This window comes from Tessaracoccus sp. MC1627 (genome assembly GCF_014164725.1).
In the GTDB taxonomy this organism is placed as follows: Bacteria; Actinomycetota; Actinomycetes; order Propionibacteriales; family Propionibacteriaceae; genus Arachnia.
On the sequence record NZ_JACJGA010000003.1, the window covers coordinates 12,358 to 29,065 of the forward strand.

Genomic DNA, 16,708 nt, shown 5'->3' on the forward strand with positions numbered 1-16,708 from the left:
TCTCCGGGCCCCCTGGGGGCTCGACATGCGTTCTGGAGGAACATCAGCCGCGCGGCCCCGACGTGACCCAAGGCCGCGACCCCAAACGCGACGGAGGGCGCCGTCCTCAGACGACGCCCTCCGGCCAACTCTTCAACCCATCTAGTGGTGCAGACCCGCCTTGTCGGCTCCGGCCCCGTGGCGAGGACCGTCCAGCTCGCGACCCTCCACCGCGACACCGTCGACGGCGTGGCCATCCGGACCGACCCCATTGAGCGACCCATGGCCCCCATGCGACCCATGATGCGCAGCCGCCTCAAGCTCCTGGGCGGTCGGCTTGGCGATGTCGTGGCCGAGGTACCACCGCGACAGTCGAGCCCGCAGCCGCGACACTCCACCCTTGCGGCGGACACCCGCGGCGTCCGTGTCGGCCCCCGCGACGAGCACCTTGTGCTGCAGGTGCTGGGTGAGCACGAACTGCTCCCCGTGTGACACCGGCACGTGGGACTCCGAGTACCCGCCCGACGGCGACCTCACGATCACGCCGTCCTCCGAGCCGTGCAGGGCGCGTTCGCGGTCCGCACGCTGCAGGCTGAGGCAGATGCGCTTCGTGACCATGAACGCGATGATGGGACCCACGAACACCGCGACCCTCGTGAACAGCGTGATGGCGTTGAGGTCCAGGGCGAACCGGGTGGCGATGATGTCGTTGCCGCCGGCGATCCAGAACATGCCGTACGAGGTCATCCCCGCGACACCCAGCGCCGTGCGCACCGGCGCGTTCCGCGGACGGTCCAGAAGGTGGTGTTCGCGCTTGTCGCCGGTGATCCACGCCTCGATGAACGGCCACGCGCCGAGCGCGGTGAACAGCACGCCCATCAGGCCGACGCCGGGCAGGAACACGCTCCATGTCCAGGTGGTGCCCCAGAAGCTTGATTCGAGGGCGGGCATGATGCGGATGGCGCCTTCCACCCAGCCCATGTACCAGTCGGGCTGGGAGCCCGCGGTGACCTTCGACGGGTCGTAGGGCCCGTACAGCCACACCGGGTTGATCTGGAACAAGCCGCCCATGAGGACCAGGACGCCGAACACGATGAAGAAGAAGCCGCCCATGTGGGAGATGTAGACGGGGAACATCGGGTAACCGACGACGTTGTTCTCGGTGCGGCCGGGGCCGGGGAACTGTCCGTGCTTGTGGTAGACCATGAGCGCCATGTGCGCGGAGATCAGGCCGAGCAGGATGCCGGGCACCAGCAGGATGTGCACCATGTAGAGCCGGGGGATGAGGATGTCGCCGGGGAACTCGCCGCCGAAGACGAAGAACTCGGCCCAGGTGCCGATGATCGGGATGGAGCGCACGAGCCCGTTGACGAACCGGAGGCCGGTGCCGGACAGCAGATCATCAGGCAGGGAGTAGCCGGCGAATCCGGCGATCAGCGACAGCGACAGCAGGCCGACGCCGATCAGCCAGTTGACCTCGCGCGGCTTGCGGAACGCGCCGGTGAAGAACACGCGCAGCATGTGCACCGTGGCCGCCGCCACGAACAGCAGCGCCGCCCAGTGGTGGATCTGGCGCACCAGCAGGCCGCCGCGCACGTCGAAGGAGATGTTGAGGGTGGAGGCGAACGCCTCGGAGACAGGCATGCCCTTGAGGAGCTGGTACGAGCCGTCGTATTCGATCTCCGCCATCGACGGCACGAACCAGATGGTGAGGAACACGCCGGTGAGGAGCAGGACGATGAACGAGAACAGCGCGATCTCGCCGAGCATGAAGGACCAGTGGTCGGGGAAGACCTTGCGCAGGAGGGGCTTGGTGAGCTTCGTGAGCCCGACCCGCTCGTCGGCCCACTTGACGAGGCCGGGTGCCTCCGGGTTGGTCACCGGCGCGACCTTCGGCTCAATCGTCGGCGACGACGGGGCGACTGTGGTGGGATCGGCCATTACTGGTCACCATCCTTGAAGTCGTTGCTCGAGTCGCGCTCGAAGAAGCTCGGGCCGACGGGGAGGGTGAAGTCTCCCTGGGCCACCAGGTAGCCGTCCGCGTTGACCTTGATGGCCAGCTGCGGCAGCGAGCGGGCCGCGGGCCCGAACACCACGACGCCGCTGTTGCCGAGGTCGAACGTCGACTGGTGGCATGGGCACAGCAGGTGGTGGGTCTGGCGTTCCCACAGCGAGATGGGACAGCCCACGTGGGTGCAGATCTTGGAGTAGGCGAGGATGCCGGAGACGTGCCAGTCGCGGCGCGATTCCGGGATCTGGATCGAGTTGGGGTCCATCCGCACGAGGATGAGCGACGACTTGGCCTTGGCCTGGTGCGCCTCCACGCCGTGCAGGTCCCGCAGGGTCGCGGGCTGGGCGTTGACCAGCTGACCCACCTCCAGCATCTCGGGGCGGATCGGCAGCCAGTTCTCGTCGTTGAGGATGAGGACGTCCTCGGCCCAGATGGTCTGCTCGATGGTCTCGGCGCGGACGGCCTTGGTGGGATGCGGCCCCATGTCCGCCAGCAGGACCACGAGGGGAACCACCGACATGCCGACGGCGCCACCGAGGGCGCCGAGGATCAGCTTGCGACGGCGGACGCCGGACTGTTCGACGCCGTCGTCCCAGCCCTGCAGCATGGTGCGCATCTCCTCCGGGGAGGAGGAGGCGGAGTGGCGGGTCTCGACCATTTCGCGGTCGTCCATGATGACGCGCGCCCACTGGATCACCGCGACACCGATCAGCACGGCCGACAGGCCGCCGGTCAGGCCGAAGCCCACGTTCTGCGCGTTCGCCCGGAGGATGCCGAAGTCGATGACCATGTCGCGCGGGACGGCGAAGTAGATCACGATGAAGGCGATGGACAGGAGGGGGACGGCGCCGAGCATGAGGAGGATGGCGGTGTAGGCGCGGTTGCCTGCGCCCTTGTCCGCGTCGGCGTAACGCTCGACGTGTTCCTCGAGGCCGGGGTTGGCGACGCTGTGACCCAGCTCGGGGTCACGCACCGGCAGGTTGTCGTGGCTCATCGGGCCCGGGCCCCCTTCTTAGCGATCCAGGTGGCGACGATGGCGAGGCCGCCGATGCCGATCACGAAGGCCCAGAAGCCTTCGGAGACGGGCCCGGCGTCGCCCATGGTGAGGCCGCCGTAGTTGGGTTGCGAGTTGGCCTCGTCGAGGTAGCCGATGATCTCGCGGACGCTCTGGTCCGGCATGACGTCCTTGGAGAACGTGGGCATCTGCTGGGGTCCGGTGCGCATGGCCTCGTAGATGTGGACCGGTGCGGTCTCCACCAGGGAGGGGGCGTACTTGCCGTTGGGCATCGCGCCGCCGCCGCCGACGATGCCGTGGCAGGCGGAGCAGTTGGCGCGGAAGAGGGCACCGCCGCGAGCGATCTCCTCCTCGGTGAGGCCCTCGGGTGAGTACTGGTCTTCAGTCGGGATGGCGGGGCCGGCGCCGAGGGTGGCGACGTAGGCTGCCACGGCTTCGATCTGCTCCTGCGAGTAGTTGACCTGGCGGGCGGGCAGCTGGGCCTGCTCCCGGGCCGCCGGCATACGGCCGGTGCCCATCTGGAAGTCCACGGACGCGGCGCCCACACCCACCAGGGACGGGCCCTGCGAAGTGCCTTCGCCGCCGAGGCCGTGGCAGGAGGAGCAGGTGAAGTCGAAGAGGGCCTTGCCCTCCTCGATCTGCTGGGTCATCTCGGTCTCGGCGGAGGACCGCTGGGGGCTGACGACGCTGTAGCCCAGGCCGACGACGAGGAGGGCCAAGATCAGCAGCAAGGGACGCGCCGCCGCATGCCGCCGGAGGTTGGTCAGGAACTTCACGGTGTCTCCAGGTCTAGTGCGGTCAGCGGAGGAAGTAGAGGACGCCGAAGAGCAGGATCCAGATCACGTCGACGAAGTGCCAGTAGTAGGACACGACGTGGGCGCCGACGGTCTGCTCGTGGGTGTGGGTGCGCGTCATGTAGGAGCGCGCCAGGATGAACCAGAAGGCGACGATGCCGCCGATGACGTGGAGGCCGTGGAAGCCGGTGGCGAGGAAGAACACGGACCAGTACTGGTTGGTGGAGATGGTGAAGCCCTCGCCGAAGAGGGTGAAGTACTCCCACACCTGGCCGGCGACGAAGATGGAACCCAGGGTGGCGGTGACGATGAAGCCCTGCCGCATGCCCCACTTGATGGGGTTGAGCCAGGAGCCCGACACCCGGCCGGCCTCGGCCGCGTTGGCGGCGAGCTGGCAGGTCACCGACGACAGCACCAGGATGGCGGTGTTGACGGCGGCGAAGGTGGTGTCCAAGTGCACCGTGTTGGCGTCCCACAGCGACGTCACCCCGGCGGCGGCCGCGGCGTCGTTGGTGATGCTGCGGATCCAGAAGTAGGCGGCGAACAGGGCTGCAAAGAACATCAGCTCGCTCGCGAGCCACACGATGGTGCCGACGGCGACCGTGTCCGGCCTGCCCATCGGCTTGTTCAGTCGTGCGGAGGGGACAGCGTGGAGTGCGCCCGTCGGCAGCTCCGTCGGTGCGATGAGGGTGTCATGATTGGTCGCCACGAGGTCATTATTGCGGTAAAACCCGTTGAGGTCACGCCAGCGGCCGGATTAGGGGTACCCCCCTGGTTTCGCGGCGGAGGGGCATGCGATAATCCGCGCATGTTTGTCCAGGCTTTGGCCGCACTTCCGCTGCACGCCAAGCCCGACGACGACATCATTCCGCTGGTGGGTGCGCGCTACTTCACCGCCTGGGAATTCCCGCTCTACGCGGTGCTGGGCCTGCTCGTCGTGGGTGGCCTGTACCTGTGGGGCGTGTGGACGCTGCACCGTCGCGGTGACCGGTGGCCGGTCATGCGCACCGTGTCATTCGTCGGACTCGGGTTGGGCACCATCGCGGTGGCGATCTTCAGCTTCCTGGGCGTCTACGACACTGTGCTGTTCTGGGTGCACATGCTCCAGCACATGCTGCTGAACATGATCGCGCCCGTGTTCCTGGTGTTCGGTGCGCCGGCCACCCTGGCGCTGCGCACCCTCCCGAAGCGGCAGCGGGGCTGGCTGTTGGCGGTGCTGCATTCGACGGTGGCGAAGGTGCTGCTGTTCCCGCCGCTCACCACGGGGCTGATGGTGGCCAGCCCGTTCGCGCTGTACATGTCGGGCTGGTACGAGATCACGCTGCAGAACGACTTCTGGCACGATTTCCTGCACTTCTACCTGATCACTCTGGGCTGCCTGTTCTTCTTCCCGCTGCTGGGGGTGGATCCGGTGCCGATCAAGATGCCGTATCCCATCCGGATCCTGCTGTTCCTGCTCACGATGCCGTTCCACGCTTTCCTGGGCGTGACCATCATGGGCTCGACGCGGCTGATCGCGGAGGAGTGGTACCTGGCCTTTGAGCGGTCGTGGGGGTTGTCGCCCATGGAGGATCAGTCCTGGGCGGGGGGACTGATGTGGGCCACGGGGGACATCACGATGTTCGCGGCCATGATCACGATCTTCATCCAATGGATCAAGGACTCCAACCGGGAGGCCAAGCGGGTGGACAGGGCCCTGGACCGGGAGGAGGCCCAGCGCACCAGGCAGCCGGGTCTTGGCTACGATGACCCCCAGAAGGATCCTCGGCCGACGGTTGTCGGCGACAACGCGAAGGAAGACCCAAGATGAGCGAAGCCACCGCGAAGGTGCTGGTGTTCTCCGACGACCGAACGGTGCGCGAACAGGTCCGGCTGACCCTGGGCAGCAGCGTCGCCCGCGATCTGCCGCCGATCGAGATCTTCGAGGTCGCCACCCAGGGCGCGCTGCTGCGCACGCTGGACGCCGGCACGGACTACGCGGTGATGATCTTCGACGGCAACGCCCAGCCCTCGGGCGGGTTCGGGCTGGCGCACCAGGTGAAGGAGGAGTACGCCGACTGTCCTCCGGTGATGCTGCTCGTCTCGCGTGAGGCGGACGCGTGGCTGGCGTCCTGGGCGCGTGCTGAGGCCGTGGCCCCCTTCCCGATCGACCCGGTCACCATGCCTGTCCAGGCGGCCAACCTGATCCGTGCCCGGTTGGCGCAGGTCGGCTGATGTCGGGCTACACCTGGCCCGACATCCTGACCGGCCTGGTGCGCAGCGAGGGCCTTGAGTCCACCGCCGCGACGTGGGCGCTCAACGAGATCCTTGCGGGGCGCGCCTCCGAGGTGCAGATCGCTGCTCTGCTGACGGCGCTGCGTGCGAAGGGCGAGTCCGAGGACGAGATCGCGGGGCTGGCGGACGCGATGCTCGCCAACGCGCTGCCCATCGCGCTGGATCCTGACGCGGTGGACGTCGTGGGCACGGGCGGCGACCGCGCCAACACCGTCAACATCTCGACGATGGCCGCCATCGTCGCTGCTGGTGCGGGTGCGAAGGTGGTCAAGCACGGGTCGCGGGCGGCATCGTCGATGGCGGGCACCGCTGACACGCTGGAGGCGCTGGGGGTGCGGATCGACGTCGAGCCCGCGCGCCAGGCGGGGATCCTCGACGAGGTGGGCATCGTGTTCCTCTTCGCGCAGCTGTACCACCCGGCGATGAAGAACGTAGCCGGGGTACGCAAGGCGCTGGGGATCCAGACCACCTTCAACTTCCTCGGCCCGCTGGCCAACCCGGCCCGGCCGCGGGCGATGGCGTTGGGTGTGGCCAACGACGACGTGGCCCCGGTGATCGCGCGGGTGCTCGCCGAACGCGGCACGCGGGGCATGGTGTTCCGCGGGTTCGACGGATTGGACGAGTTGACCACGACGTCGGAGTCTGACGTGTGGATGATCTCTGAGGGTCGCGTGCACCGCACGGTGCTGAACCCGGAGGACCTCGGCCTGGAGCCGGCGGCACCGCACGACCTTCACGGCGGTGACGCGCCGCACAACGCGCAGGTGGCCAGGGACATGCTGGCCGGCAAGCCGGGCCCGGTGCGCGACATCGTGGTGTTGAACGCGGCCGCGGCCTTGTTGGCGTATCGGGGGATCTCGACGGTGCTGCCGCTGGTGGACCAGATGCGCGAGCCTCTCAAGGCGGCCCAGGACGCCGTCGACTCCGGCGCCGCGGCCTCCACCCTCGACCGTTGGGTGGAAGCCACCAACCGCTGACGAGACCTTTCCCGCCGGCGGAGCTGCCCTTTTCCGCTGGCTGAGGTACGGCGCAGGGCCCCTCTCCCGCAGGCCGAGCTGCCCATTCCCGCTGGCTGAGGTGCCGCGCAGCGGCCTCGAAGCCTATGAAACGTGACCTTCCGGACCAGCCCATCACCGCTGGTTGAGGTACAGCGCAAGGCCCCCTACCGCTGGCTGAGGTGCCGCGCAGCGGCCTCGAAGCCTATGAAACGTGACCTTCCGGACCAGCCCATCACCGCTGGTTGAGGTACAGCGCAAGGCCCCCTACCGCTGGCTGAGGTGCCGCGCAGCGGCCTCGAAGCCTGTGAAACGTGACCTTCAAGACCCCCTGGGATGAACACCCGGGCCCAGCCGCCGGTGGTGTTGCTGAGGCACCGCGGGGGCCCATTCCCGCTCCCTGAGGAGGGGCCCACCCGCGGAGCGGCGTGGCCCTGTCTCGAAGGGTCGTAACGCAGCCTCGCAGGCGAAGTGCCGGCGGGTTCCTGCCTGCCCTCTGAGGAGGCCGGCGTCGCGAAGGTCGGCCCTGCACCGCTCCCTGAGGAGGCCGGCGTCGCGAAGGTCGGCCCTGCACCCGCTCCCTGAGGAGGCCGGCGTCGCGGAGCGACCGTCGGCTGTCTCGAAGGGTCGTGTCGCGCGCGTTCAGACCCGGGCGGCCGGGTCCTAAGGCCGACGGTGGACCTCGCCCGGCCGTCGATCACGACCGTGCAGATACAGCCGCATTCGTTTCGTCGGCGAGATCATCGGGTTGCGGGTGACCGGATCGAACGTGATGGTCCATTGGTCCGCCGCGTCGTTGAAGCGTTGTGGCTCCACGACGGCATGGTGGTGCGCGCAGAGGAGGACCAGGTTTCCCATCGAGGTTGGCCCGCCGAGGTACCAGGGGATCACGTGATGGGCTTCGCAGGCGGTGTCCGGAGCCGTGCAGTTGGGGAAGATACAGCCACCGTCGCGGATGGTCAGCGCTTTGCGGAGGCCGCGGCTGACGAGGCGCTCAGTGAGGCCGAGGTCCAGCACCTCAGACCCGCCGCCGAGCACCACGGGCGTGAGGTCTGCGTCGCAGCACAGGCGACGCAGCTCCCCGGCGGAGACCTTCGTGCCCGAGGCCAGCACGCCGACGGCTTCGGCGCGCCCGCGGAGGTCGGATTCCTGGATGGTGACCACGATCCGGGGCCGGTCTCCCGCGACAGTCGGGGCCCCGCGGTGCTCGCCCACCAGGGTGGTGAAAGCATCGGCGCGGCGCTGCTCCGGCGTGCGGCCCTGGTCTGCGGCCGCGTGATCGCGCAGTAGCTGCGGCCCGGGGCGCAGCGAACGGACACCGGTGAGCCGATCTCGCGCCGCTCGTCGATCCGCCTGGACGTAGGCCTCGACGGTGGCGATCAACGGTGCCGCGTCCACCGCGGGCAGCGACCCCCTGAACCACACCGAGCCGTCGCCGTCATCCCCGTAGGAGAATGAGCGCTTCGCCTTCGCCCGCCGGGCCTGGGCCTCCATATCCGCGACCAGCTGTTCCCGGGTGGGCACCTGTTCCGGCGCAACCTCGGCCAGGACCAGCGGCGCCAGCTTCGACAACTCCCGCGGTGTGGTGGTGCCTGCCCGTCCGAGGAACGCCTCCTGCGCTCGCTCCAGCTGCTCCGCGGTCAGCGAGGCCGGAAGCTCTGCCATGCCCTTCGAGATGGCCACGGCATGCGCCGGAGACACCTCGCCGTCGAGCGCCGCCTGCTTCACATGGGAGTGGGCCGCGACATCCCGCGCCTGGAAGACCTGCGCTGCGGCTTCTTTCGTGTCACGCTGCTCCGACACCGCCAGAAACGACGTCAACGGCGTGCCGGCCGCCCGCATGGACGCCTGCGCCCGGTTGGCTTCGTCGGTCAGCACGAGGGCCAGCGTCCCCACTCGCTCCGACAGCCGCCGCGCACGCTGCATCAACCGCAGCCTCGCCGGGGCATCCAGCCCTGCGCGCTCGGCGTGATCCACCTGCGACAGCGTGGACTCCAGCGCATCGAGCGCCTGATCCGTGGTGAGCCGCCGTTGATGCATGCCCCCATTTTAATCGAACACAAGCACCAATCCAAGCACGGGGAGGCACTGTTACCCAATCGTGATAATCGAACAGTCGTACGGCAATAGGATCTCGGTCGAAGCAGCAAACGCCGTTGGCAAGGACCTATGCCTGCGGGGCAATCAGGGCTTGCGGGCGGCTCGCTTCGCCTTCCGGGACAGCCACCAGACTGCACCTCGCGTGGCCAGGCGTTGACGCAGCGTCAGACTGGTCACGATCTGATGTTCTGTCAGCATCCTCGCCGCGCGGTCGATCAACAGCTCGAGATCTGTCTCTTCCGAGTCGCGGGAGGACGCAATCAGTGCTGACGGCTTCATCGACAGAACCTCGACACAGTGGTCGTACACCGCGCTCAGATCCATCTCGCAGGCGCTGAGAATCTCGTCAACCAAGGGAGTGATCAGTGCTGACGTCGCTTCGTCCGACAAGGAGTCCGGCAGCAGCGCCTTCGCCAGCGTGATGGCTCCGTCGAGCCGACCCCACATCCAGTCCCACTCCTTGAAGCTGTCCCGGCCGAACGCCCCGAAGTTCATGAAGCGGTCGCCGTACAACTTCGGGTTGGGCCACCCGTCGAGCTTGGAGAGGCTGGGGCGCATCTCGTAGGGGCTCAACCACGGTCCGTCGGGCGTCTTGGGCCCCAGGAGCACCAGATCGAAGGGCGGGGTCATGGGTTGCCCCCAGGACAGCGCATGACTCAAGACTTCGACGGTGAGGAGCCGCTGCATGCCCTCCCCACCGTTGAGGCCGGCGGACGTCTCCCACACGTTGACGAGGCTGTTCATCGTGGTGGTGAGTGCAGGCAGCAGCGGGGACTCCTGAACGGCCTCGTTGAACCCGACGAGGTTGCCCACGATCGGCTCGGGCGCGGCGAATGCTTCCGAGTGCAGCGCAGAGAACCCCTCGTGGAGCGCCAGTAGATCCTCCTGCAGCGCGACAATCTGCGCCAGCGCCACCTCCGCTTCCGCCGGTTCCAGATCGAGCTGTCGAACTGCCCGCGAGATCCAGGTAGCCATCTGCTTGGCCCGGCCGACGCCCCACTGCCACAGTAAGTTGTCGCCGATGAGTCGTGTTGGACTCAAGCTCGTGGCGATCCAGGACGGGTTGAGCGCCAGCACCGCATCGATCGAGACCGGGGCGACGGAAACAGCAGCTACGGGGCTGCCGGCCGCCCCGGCGCCGAGGACATCGATGGCAGTCTCCTTCGCAGTGGTGCGACGGTACACGGGCAGCAGATCCGTAGCCAGCGCAACTGCGTCGGCCCAGTCCACCCCCGGAACTCCGTCGCCGAGCAGCTCTTCGGGGCGTGCGACGGTGCTGTGCGCTGCCCGGTGTCGATCGCTGACCGACATCACATCGGAACGGAGGTCGGATTCGCGGCTCAACGTGAGCACCGCGCCCAAGACATTGGTCCACGCTGGGGGCCGGGGGTTCGGGTCGGCAGGTGTAGGGAGGGCGGGGAAATCGGTATGCGGGACGACGTAGACCACCCATCGGGGACCAGCGTCTCCGCGGGGCCGTTCGATGAGTTCGTCAAGCACGGGGCCGAATGGTGCGTTGTCCAGGACACCGCCATCCATCAGCCATGCCGGCTCGCCTTCTGAATCCACAACGTTGAGCGCGTGCAGGGCCGGGGTCTCCTGGACGGGTTCGAACGCGACGGGGAACCCGGCCGATGCCCGTGCGGCCACTATCAGTGGATGGATACCTTCTGGTGGGGGTGTGAACTCGTCCAGTGGCAATGGGGTAAAGGCTCCAAGCATCTGATCCCACTTTTTCTTGCCGTTTCGCCTGCGGAATCGATAGACCCGCCGATGGTCGGAGGCAACGAATTTCTCGCCGCAAGCATCGATCACCGCCCTGCTCGACCCCTGGAGCGCTGAAGCCGTCACCATGAGAGTGACGTCCGCGCCTCCGGGCTGCGAAGCGCTGATCCCGTTCATCACGATGGTGAGCGATTTACTGAAGAAGTCGCCGTCGAGAAGTGAGTTCGGCGATTCTCCCGGATCGCTTCGAAGGAGCTTCCCTCGTTGGAGCCGTGCCTGCTCTCGCCACATGTCGAGTAGTGGCGGCAGTTCTCCGCCTCGTGCGATGGCAGTAGCCAACATGGCACCATTCAGTCCGCCTGCACTGCTACCGGCGATCAGGTCAACCTCCACTTCCCTCTTGGCGGCAGCGAGTATTACACCCCAGGGGCTCAGGTCATTCACCGTGGCGTTGCGCAGCCTGTCGATCTCGTGAGTCACGCCCCCCATCCACACCGCGAGACTCACCCCACCGTTCATGACCAGCGCAATCCGCACCTTCTCAGGCATTGTCTTCTCCCCCCACTTGACAATCGGTCAGTTATGGCTGGTGCCGCGAGCGGTCGCCAGAACTTCACGCGGCGTCGCGGTGACCGCGGCGGCCAAATCGGGGCTCGGAGGACGGGCTGCGGCCACTCCCAACGCAGTTCGGAGTGTCTTCGAGTCCTGGTACGTGAGCAGCAGTTTGATGCCTGCCAAGCCGGCCACGAAGGCATTCACCACATCGCCCCAGGTGAACATCCAGACGGTGGTGGGCTCGACGGGAGGGGCAGTGGCGAATACAGCGACAGCGGAGATGGGCTCGGTGGCGAGAAAAGCCGCGACGGCAACGGCGGCACCCGCAAGAGTTGAGACAACTGCCCCAGCCTCAGCGGGTGCGTCCTTGAGTGGCTTCTTGCCCACGCCATTGGGTACCACTCGGGCCAGAAAGCCGCCGATGGCTCCAGCCAATGCAGTGACCAGAATTGCGATCAGAACGTCCTGATTCATGGTGTTCCTCCGGCTGTCACCCTGGGCGCAGGTTGAGCCAAAGATAGGGCTATGGCCACACCTGTCAATGGGTTGTGAATCTGAGGGAGGCCCCTGAGCCATCGTAATAGTGGCGCCACCACACAAAGGACTGATAGACGATAGGGCGAGCGGGGCCAGCTCTCAAACCCCGGTCAGCCCGCGACGACTCACACCAACCCCATCCACACCGCCGCGACAATCGGGCCCAGCCACAACGCCGGCCCGTAGGGGAAGTACCCGGGCCGCCCCGGGTCCCGCCGCGCCCACACCGCATGCCCGACGGCGTGCACGGCGCCCAGGACGGTGCCGAAGAACAGCGACGCCGTCCACATCGACACCCCGCCCTGCCCGGCTACCGCCCCGATCAACAGCGCCAACCGCACATCCCCGAACCCCAGCCCGGGGGAGAGGTGCCACGCCAGATACAGCAACCCGAACGCCGCCAGCGCCCCGACGACGGCGCCCACCGCTGCCCAGATGTCGAGCACCGCGAGCGCGACCAGTCCGAGCATCATCGCCGCGACACCCACGTAATGCAGCTGCCGGGGCAGGAACGTGGTCCGGAGGTCGATGTAGGCCAGGGGGGCGCCGATCCCGAGGTACGGCACCCACAGCCACCACAGCTCCGTCGGCAGCACCCACAGCGCCATCGCCGCCACGAACGCAGCCACCGTCACCCCCACCACGCTCGACGGCGTGACCAGGAGGGCGAAGTCCGGCGCCTCGTCGTCGTCCAGGACGCGCACCCGCGGCACCGCGAACGCCATCACGACGGCGGCCACCACCGCGACCACCCCGGCAGCCACCCACACCATGCCCCGACCCTAGCCCCTGCCCAGTCCGCCCCCTGGTCAGTCCAAGCAGCCGCCCCGGCTGTCCCAGGGTCGGTGACCCAACGTCACCATCCGAGTGCGATTCCGGGGAGATGGCGCTGTATGCGGTCCATCTCCCCGGAATCTCACCGGGAATCAATGGCGGCCTCCGAACAATCCCTGCTCCGCGCCACCACTCGAAGTTTTCAGCTGCATCGAAGTCGAAGTTTCAGCAGTATCGAAGTCGAGGTTTCAGGAGTCCGCGGGCCCTACTTCGAGGGCGCAAGGCATCCCGATTCACCGGTCCAGCAGCGACCCCATCCGGTCAGAGATCAGCGCCATCGCCCGCTCCGGCGCCAACCGGGTGAACAGGTCCAGCATCTGCGCGTCCCGTCCCAGCGCGACACGGTAGCTCCCGCGCTCCATGCCCCGGATGATGAGCCGAGCCGCATCCTCGGGGGAGGTGAGCTTCATCCGGCCCTGGCCCTCCGTTCCACCCGAGCCACCGCCGGGCGTCGTCACCCCGCTGTTGGCCGTGATTCCCGTCCGCACGGCGCCGGGGAACACCACAGTCACCGCGACATTCGTCTCCCGCAACTCCGCATGCAACCCCTCGGTGAACATCTTCACAGCCGCTTTGCTCGCCCCGTACAGGGTCTGTCCGGGGATGGGGATGAATCCGCCCATGCTGGAGACGTTGACGACGGCGGCCTTCGGGCGCTTGAGTAGCTCGGGCAGGAACGCCTTCGTCATGGCGACGACACCCCAGAAGTTCACGTCGAGGACACGGTCGATGTCCTCGAACGAGAGGTCCACCACCTTCACGAACCGCTGGATGATCCCTGCAACGTTGAGCAGCCCGTCCACCTGCCCGTGCGCCTGGATGACGGCCCCGGGCAGCGCCGCGACGGCGGCCCGGTCGGTGACGTTGAGCGCGTGCAGCGTCAACCGGTGCCCCTCTCGCCCAGCGAGCTCGCGTGTCTCCTCCAGTTTGGCGGCGTTGAGGTCGACCGCGGCCACCTCGGCCCCCTTGCGCAGGAGTCCGAGTACCACCTGGCGCCCGATTCCCTGTCCGCCTCCCGTGACGACGAACACCTTGCCGTTGATCTGCATGCCGGATCCTCCATCGCTTCTGCCGGATCGCCATCGACCCGGACTCTGGCTCGTCGGCGCTGGGCCGCGCACCCAGCCTACCGGACAACAATGTCCGGTTAGAGGGTGGTCAGTTGCTACTGAGGAAGTGCCGATTCTCAGGTGGCCAGGGCCGTCCGTGTCGGAGAGGTATCGTTTGTGGACGCGGAAAGGTGACGTTTGAGCCGCGGAACCGGCCCACCCCGCTGGCTGAGGCGCCGCGCAGCGGCCTCGAAGCTATGAAACGCAAGCGTCCCACCGGCCGAGGCACCGCCCTGCCTACCGCCGCGACACTAAAGTCCCCAACACCCCCACAACCACCGACAAGTGCCCGTCGATCTCCCGAGCCGCGACACTCGCCGCCTCCTGCCCCCGACGGTACGGGTCGCGCACCTCGTCGCCCTCCTGCACCGTCCGGTTCCTCCACAGGTGCCCGGCCAAACCCTCCAGGGTGACACCCTCAGGAAGCTCAGCCAGCACCCGCGCGGCATGCCCGATCACGTACGTCTTCCGCCCCACCGCCGGCCACTCGTCGAGCAGGTAGCGACGGTGCTCGCCCGCCATGGTGAGGATGAGGTCGGCGTCCTCCACGAGGTCTCGGGTGACCTGCCGCGCCCGGTGCGCCCCCGGCTCCGCGTCGACCTTCAGCTCGTGCGCCATGGGCGGGTCGATGCCCTCCCCGACGAGGGCCCGCGTGCCCGCCGACGAGAACTGGACCCCGGCCGGCGCCACCGCGTTGGCCGCGACATCCGCGTACGCCGAGCGGCAGATGTTGGCCGTGCACACGAACAGCACCTTGTAGGCCCGACGGCGGGGCGAGGTGGGTGCAGCGGGGGAGTCCGCCTCCTCCCGACGGGGGGCAGCGTCGGCCCACCGCCCGAAGCCGCGTTGCGCATCGCCCGACCCACCCGACCCACCCGACCCAAACGAACCGCCAGACCCGAACGACCCGACCGCGCCCCCACCCTCGCCCACAGGCCCAGGATCCGTCCCCCGAGCGCCCCGCTGCGCGTCGACGGCCGGCTGCTCCCTCCGGCCTGCCACGCGGAAGGGCACGGCGTCGGCCAGCATCGGGTTGGCGGCGTCGTCGGGGGAGACGGTGGCGCGCCGCTCTGGGATGGGCCAGGGGATGTCCAGGGCGGGGTCGAACAGGTTGACGGTGGAGTACCGGGCGCGCGCCTCGGGGGTCCAGTGCTGGTCGAGGAGGGTGGTGATGGTGGTGTCGTCCTCGAGGATCTGCACCGAGTTTGCGACGCCCCTGGGGACGAAGACGGCGGTGTCGGCGTCGAGCTCGGCCGTGACCACCGCGCCGTACGACTCCCCGGGGCGCAGGTCCACCCACGCGCAGAACGCCCGCCCCCGCACCACGGTGATCAGCCGGTCCCACGGCTCCGCGTAGAGCCCGCGCGTGACGCCGCTCCGGTTGAAGTGGCGCACGTTGTGCTGCACGGGCCGGAAGTGGCGCAGCCCGAGCACGTTCATCCTGGCCTCGTTCCAGGCTTCCGCGAACCAGCCGTCCTCGTCGCGTTGCACGGTCAGCGGCACGAAGGTCAGCCCCGGGATCTCCATCCCCTGACCCTAGCCGCCTATCCTGTCCCAATGCCGCGACATCTGACTCTCCCCGAAGCCAGACGCGTCGCCATCACCGCCCAGGGCCTCGCCGCCCCGCGCCCAACCACCCCCACCCCCGCGACACTCACCAGAGCGATCGCCACAATGGGCGTCCTCCAGCTCGACACCGTCAACGTCTTCGAGCGCTCCCACTACCTCCCCCTCCTGGCACGCCTCGGCCCGTACCCCAAGGCCACGCTCGACGCCCTCCTCCACCACGGCATCCCCAAGCCCCGCCTCGGCCGCTACACCGAGTACCTGGCCCACGAGGCCACCATCATCCCCGTCTCGGACTGGCCGCTGTGGCACTGGCACCGCACCGCCCCGAAGCGCCCCGGCTTCGAGAACTGGGCCAGTGAACACCGGCCCCTGATCGCCGACGTCCTGGCCGAGTTCGCCGACCGCGGCCCGCTGCGCATCCGCGATCTGGACCATCCGGAGAACGTGTCGCTCGGCGGCGGCTGGTGGAACAAGAACGACGTCCACTGGGCCGCGCAGTGCCTGTTCCACACCGGCGAGCTGGTCACCGTCGGCCGCCAACGCTTCGAGCGCGTCCTCGCTCCGGCCACCACCACACTCCCACCCCTGGCCCTCGAACCCATGCCCAAGCAGGACGCCGTCCGCGAGCTGATCCGCCGCGCCGCCGTCGCGCACGGGGTGGCCACCCTGGAGGACCTGGCCGACCACCCGCGCCTCAAGACCGCAACCGCCCGCCAGGCCGTCGACGACCTCACCGCCGACGGCATCCTCGAGCCCGTCACCGTCGACGGCTGGGCGAAGCCCGCCTGGATGCCCGCGGGCCAGCGCGTCCCCAGACGGGTCGAGGCGGTGGCGCTGCTCAGCCCGTTCGACCCGCTGGTCTGGTTCCGCCCCCGCGCGGAGCGGCTGTTCGATTTCCACTACCGCATCTCCATCTACACGCCCAAGGAGCAGCGCGAGCACGGCTACTACGTGCTGCCGGTGCTCCTCGACGACCAGATCGTGGCCCGCGTGGACCTCAAGAGCGACCGCAAGGCGGGCGTCCTGCGCGTCCAGCACGCCCACATCGAGCCCGCCCAGCAGGGGAGGATCGACGAGGTGGCCAGCCGGGTCGCGCCCCTCCTGTCCGAGGCCGCCCAGTGGCAGGGGCTGTCGGACGTCGCGGTCACGGGCCCCGGCACCCTAGCCCCCGCCCTGGCAAGACTTACAGTTGGCTGAGGCGCCGCGCAGCG

General features: G+C 68.3%; 14 protein-coding genes. 4 read left to right on the forward strand and 10 right to left on the reverse strand.

Annotated elements, in window-relative coordinates:
- Nucleotides 1-141: 141 nt before the first annotated feature.
- The 4 genes from H5399_RS08025 to H5399_RS08040 are packed head-to-tail and all read right to left on the reverse strand — an operon-like array spanning nt 142 to nt 4,418.
- Nucleotides 142-1,920 carry a ubiquinol-cytochrome c reductase cytochrome b subunit gene (locus H5399_RS08025; RefSeq protein ID WP_182782530.1) on the reverse strand — a complete coding sequence of 593 codons (1,779 nt, stop codon included), beginning with the start codon at nt 1,918-1,920 and terminating at the stop codon, nt 142-144.
- Nucleotides 1,920-2,984: a ubiquinol-cytochrome c reductase iron-sulfur subunit gene (locus H5399_RS08030; RefSeq protein ID WP_182782531.1), complete on the reverse strand. Its 1,065-nt coding sequence runs from the start codon at nt 2,982-2,984 to the stop codon at nt 1,920-1,922. Before H5399_RS08030 ends, H5399_RS08025 begins: the two co-directional genes overlap by 1 nt.
- Nucleotides 2,981-3,781, reverse strand: coding sequence for a c-type cytochrome (locus H5399_RS08035; protein ID WP_182782532.1), 801 nt, complete (start codon nt 3,779-3,781; stop codon nt 2,981-2,983). Before H5399_RS08035 ends, H5399_RS08030 begins: the two co-directional genes overlap by 4 nt.
- A gap of 22 nt (nt 3,782-3,803) precedes the next feature.
- Nucleotides 3,804-4,418 carry a heme-copper oxidase subunit III gene (locus H5399_RS08040; protein ID WP_182782627.1) on the reverse strand — a complete coding sequence of 205 codons (615 nt, stop codon included), beginning with the start codon at nt 4,416-4,418 and terminating at the stop codon, nt 3,804-3,806.
- Nucleotides 4,419-4,607: 189 nt separating this feature from the next.
- Here H5399_RS08040 and H5399_RS08045 point away from each other — a divergent pair, with 189 nt between their 5' ends.
- Genes H5399_RS08045 through trpD form a run of 3 tightly spaced genes read left to right on the forward strand, consistent with a single transcriptional unit; the run spans nt 4,608 to nt 7,050 of the window.
- Nucleotides 4,608-5,609, forward strand: coding sequence for a cytochrome c oxidase assembly protein (locus H5399_RS08045; RefSeq protein WP_182782533.1), 1,002 nt, complete (start codon nt 4,608-4,610; stop codon nt 5,607-5,609).
- Nucleotides 5,606-6,013, forward strand: a complete 408-nt coding sequence (locus H5399_RS08050; protein ID WP_182782534.1) for a response regulator — start codon at nt 5,606-5,608, stop codon at nt 6,011-6,013. Before H5399_RS08045 ends, H5399_RS08050 begins: the two co-directional genes overlap by 4 nt.
- The gene (trpD, locus tag H5399_RS08055) at nt 6,013-7,050 is read left to right on the forward strand and encodes an anthranilate phosphoribosyltransferase (protein WP_182782535.1); all 1,038 of its coding nucleotides are present in this window, start codon (nt 6,013-6,015) and stop codon (nt 7,048-7,050) included. Before H5399_RS08050 ends, trpD begins: the two co-directional genes overlap by 1 nt.
- Nucleotides 7,051-7,731: 681 nt before the next feature.
- Here the strand turns inward: trpD and H5399_RS08060 are convergent.
- The 6 genes from H5399_RS08060 to H5399_RS08085 form a co-directional block, all read right to left on the reverse strand.
- Nucleotides 7,732-9,108: an HNH endonuclease signature motif containing protein gene (locus H5399_RS08060; RefSeq protein WP_182782536.1), complete on the reverse strand. Its 1,377-nt coding sequence runs from the start codon at nt 9,106-9,108 to the stop codon at nt 7,732-7,734.
- Between the two features lie 144 nt (nt 9,109-9,252).
- Nucleotides 9,253-11,442 (reverse strand): DUF3376 domain-containing protein, encoded by a 2,190-nt coding sequence (locus H5399_RS08065; protein WP_182782537.1) that lies wholly within the window; start codon nt 11,440-11,442, stop codon nt 9,253-9,255.
- Between the two features lie 27 nt (nt 11,443-11,469).
- Complete coding sequence (locus tag H5399_RS08070; RefSeq protein ID WP_182782538.1) at nt 11,470-11,922, reverse strand: hypothetical protein; 453 nt, start codon at nt 11,920-11,922, stop codon at nt 11,470-11,472.
- A 188-nt stretch (nt 11,923-12,110) separates the two neighbouring features.
- Nucleotides 12,111-12,758, reverse strand: a complete 648-nt coding sequence (locus H5399_RS08075) for an A24 family peptidase (RefSeq protein ID WP_182782539.1) — start codon at nt 12,756-12,758, stop codon at nt 12,111-12,113.
- Between the two features lie 294 nt (nt 12,759-13,052).
- Nucleotides 13,053-13,868 (reverse strand): SDR family oxidoreductase, encoded by an 816-nt coding sequence (locus H5399_RS08080; RefSeq protein ID WP_182782540.1) that lies wholly within the window; start codon nt 13,866-13,868, stop codon nt 13,053-13,055.
- 297 nt (nt 13,869-14,165) lie between these two features.
- Nucleotides 14,166-15,455 carry a dTDP-4-dehydrorhamnose 3,5-epimerase family protein gene (locus H5399_RS08085; RefSeq protein WP_182782541.1) on the reverse strand — a complete coding sequence of 430 codons (1,290 nt, stop codon included), beginning with the start codon at nt 15,453-15,455 and terminating at the stop codon, nt 14,166-14,168.
- Nucleotides 15,456-15,485: 30 nt separating this feature from the next.
- On the opposite strand from H5399_RS08085, the gene H5399_RS08090 reads away from it, so the two are divergent.
- A complete protein-coding gene (locus H5399_RS08090; RefSeq protein WP_182782542.1) occupies nt 15,486-16,694 on the forward strand; it encodes a winged helix-turn-helix domain-containing protein in 1,209 nt (402 codons plus the stop codon).
- Nucleotides 16,695-16,708: the final 14 nt, after the last annotated feature.

Coding starts and splice junctions, on each gene's coding strand:
- H5399_RS08025 (WP_182782530.1), bottom strand. CDS start 1,920: ATGGCCGATCCCACCACAGTCGCCCCGTCGTCGCCGACGATTGAGCCG.
- H5399_RS08030 (WP_182782531.1), bottom strand. CDS start 2,984: ATGAGCCACGACAACCTGCCGGTGCGTGACCCCGAGCTGGGTCACAGC.
- H5399_RS08040 (WP_182782627.1), bottom strand. CDS start 4,418: ATGGGCAGGCCGGACACGGTCGCCGTCGGCACCATCGTGTGGCTCGCG.
- H5399_RS08045 (WP_182782533.1), top strand. CDS start 4,608: ATGTTTGTCCAGGCTTTGGCCGCACTTCCGCTGCACGCCAAGCCCGAC.
- H5399_RS08050 (WP_182782534.1), top strand. CDS start 5,606: ATGAGCGAAGCCACCGCGAAGGTGCTGGTGTTCTCCGACGACCGAACG.
- trpD (WP_182782535.1), top strand. CDS start 6,013: ATGTCGGGCTACACCTGGCCCGACATCCTGACCGGCCTGGTGCGCAGC.
- H5399_RS08060 (WP_182782536.1), bottom strand. CDS start 9,108: ATGCATCAACGGCGGCTCACCACGGATCAGGCGCTCGATGCGCTGGAG.
- H5399_RS08065 (WP_182782537.1), bottom strand. CDS start 11,442: ATGCCTGAGAAGGTGCGGATTGCGCTGGTCATGAACGGTGGGGTGAGT.
- H5399_RS08070 (WP_182782538.1), bottom strand. CDS start 11,922: ATGAATCAGGACGTTCTGATCGCAATTCTGGTCACTGCATTGGCTGGA.
- H5399_RS08075 (WP_182782539.1), bottom strand. CDS start 12,758: ATGGTGTGGGTGGCTGCCGGGGTGGTCGCGGTGGTGGCCGCCGTCGTG.
- H5399_RS08080 (WP_182782540.1), bottom strand. CDS start 13,868: ATGCAGATCAACGGCAAGGTGTTCGTCGTCACGGGAGGCGGACAGGGA.
- H5399_RS08085 (WP_182782541.1), bottom strand. CDS start 15,455: ATGGAGATCCCGGGGCTGACCTTCGTGCCGCTGACCGTGCAACGCGAC.
- H5399_RS08090 (WP_182782542.1), top strand. CDS start 15,486: ATGCCGCGACATCTGACTCTCCCCGAAGCCAGACGCGTCGCCATCACC.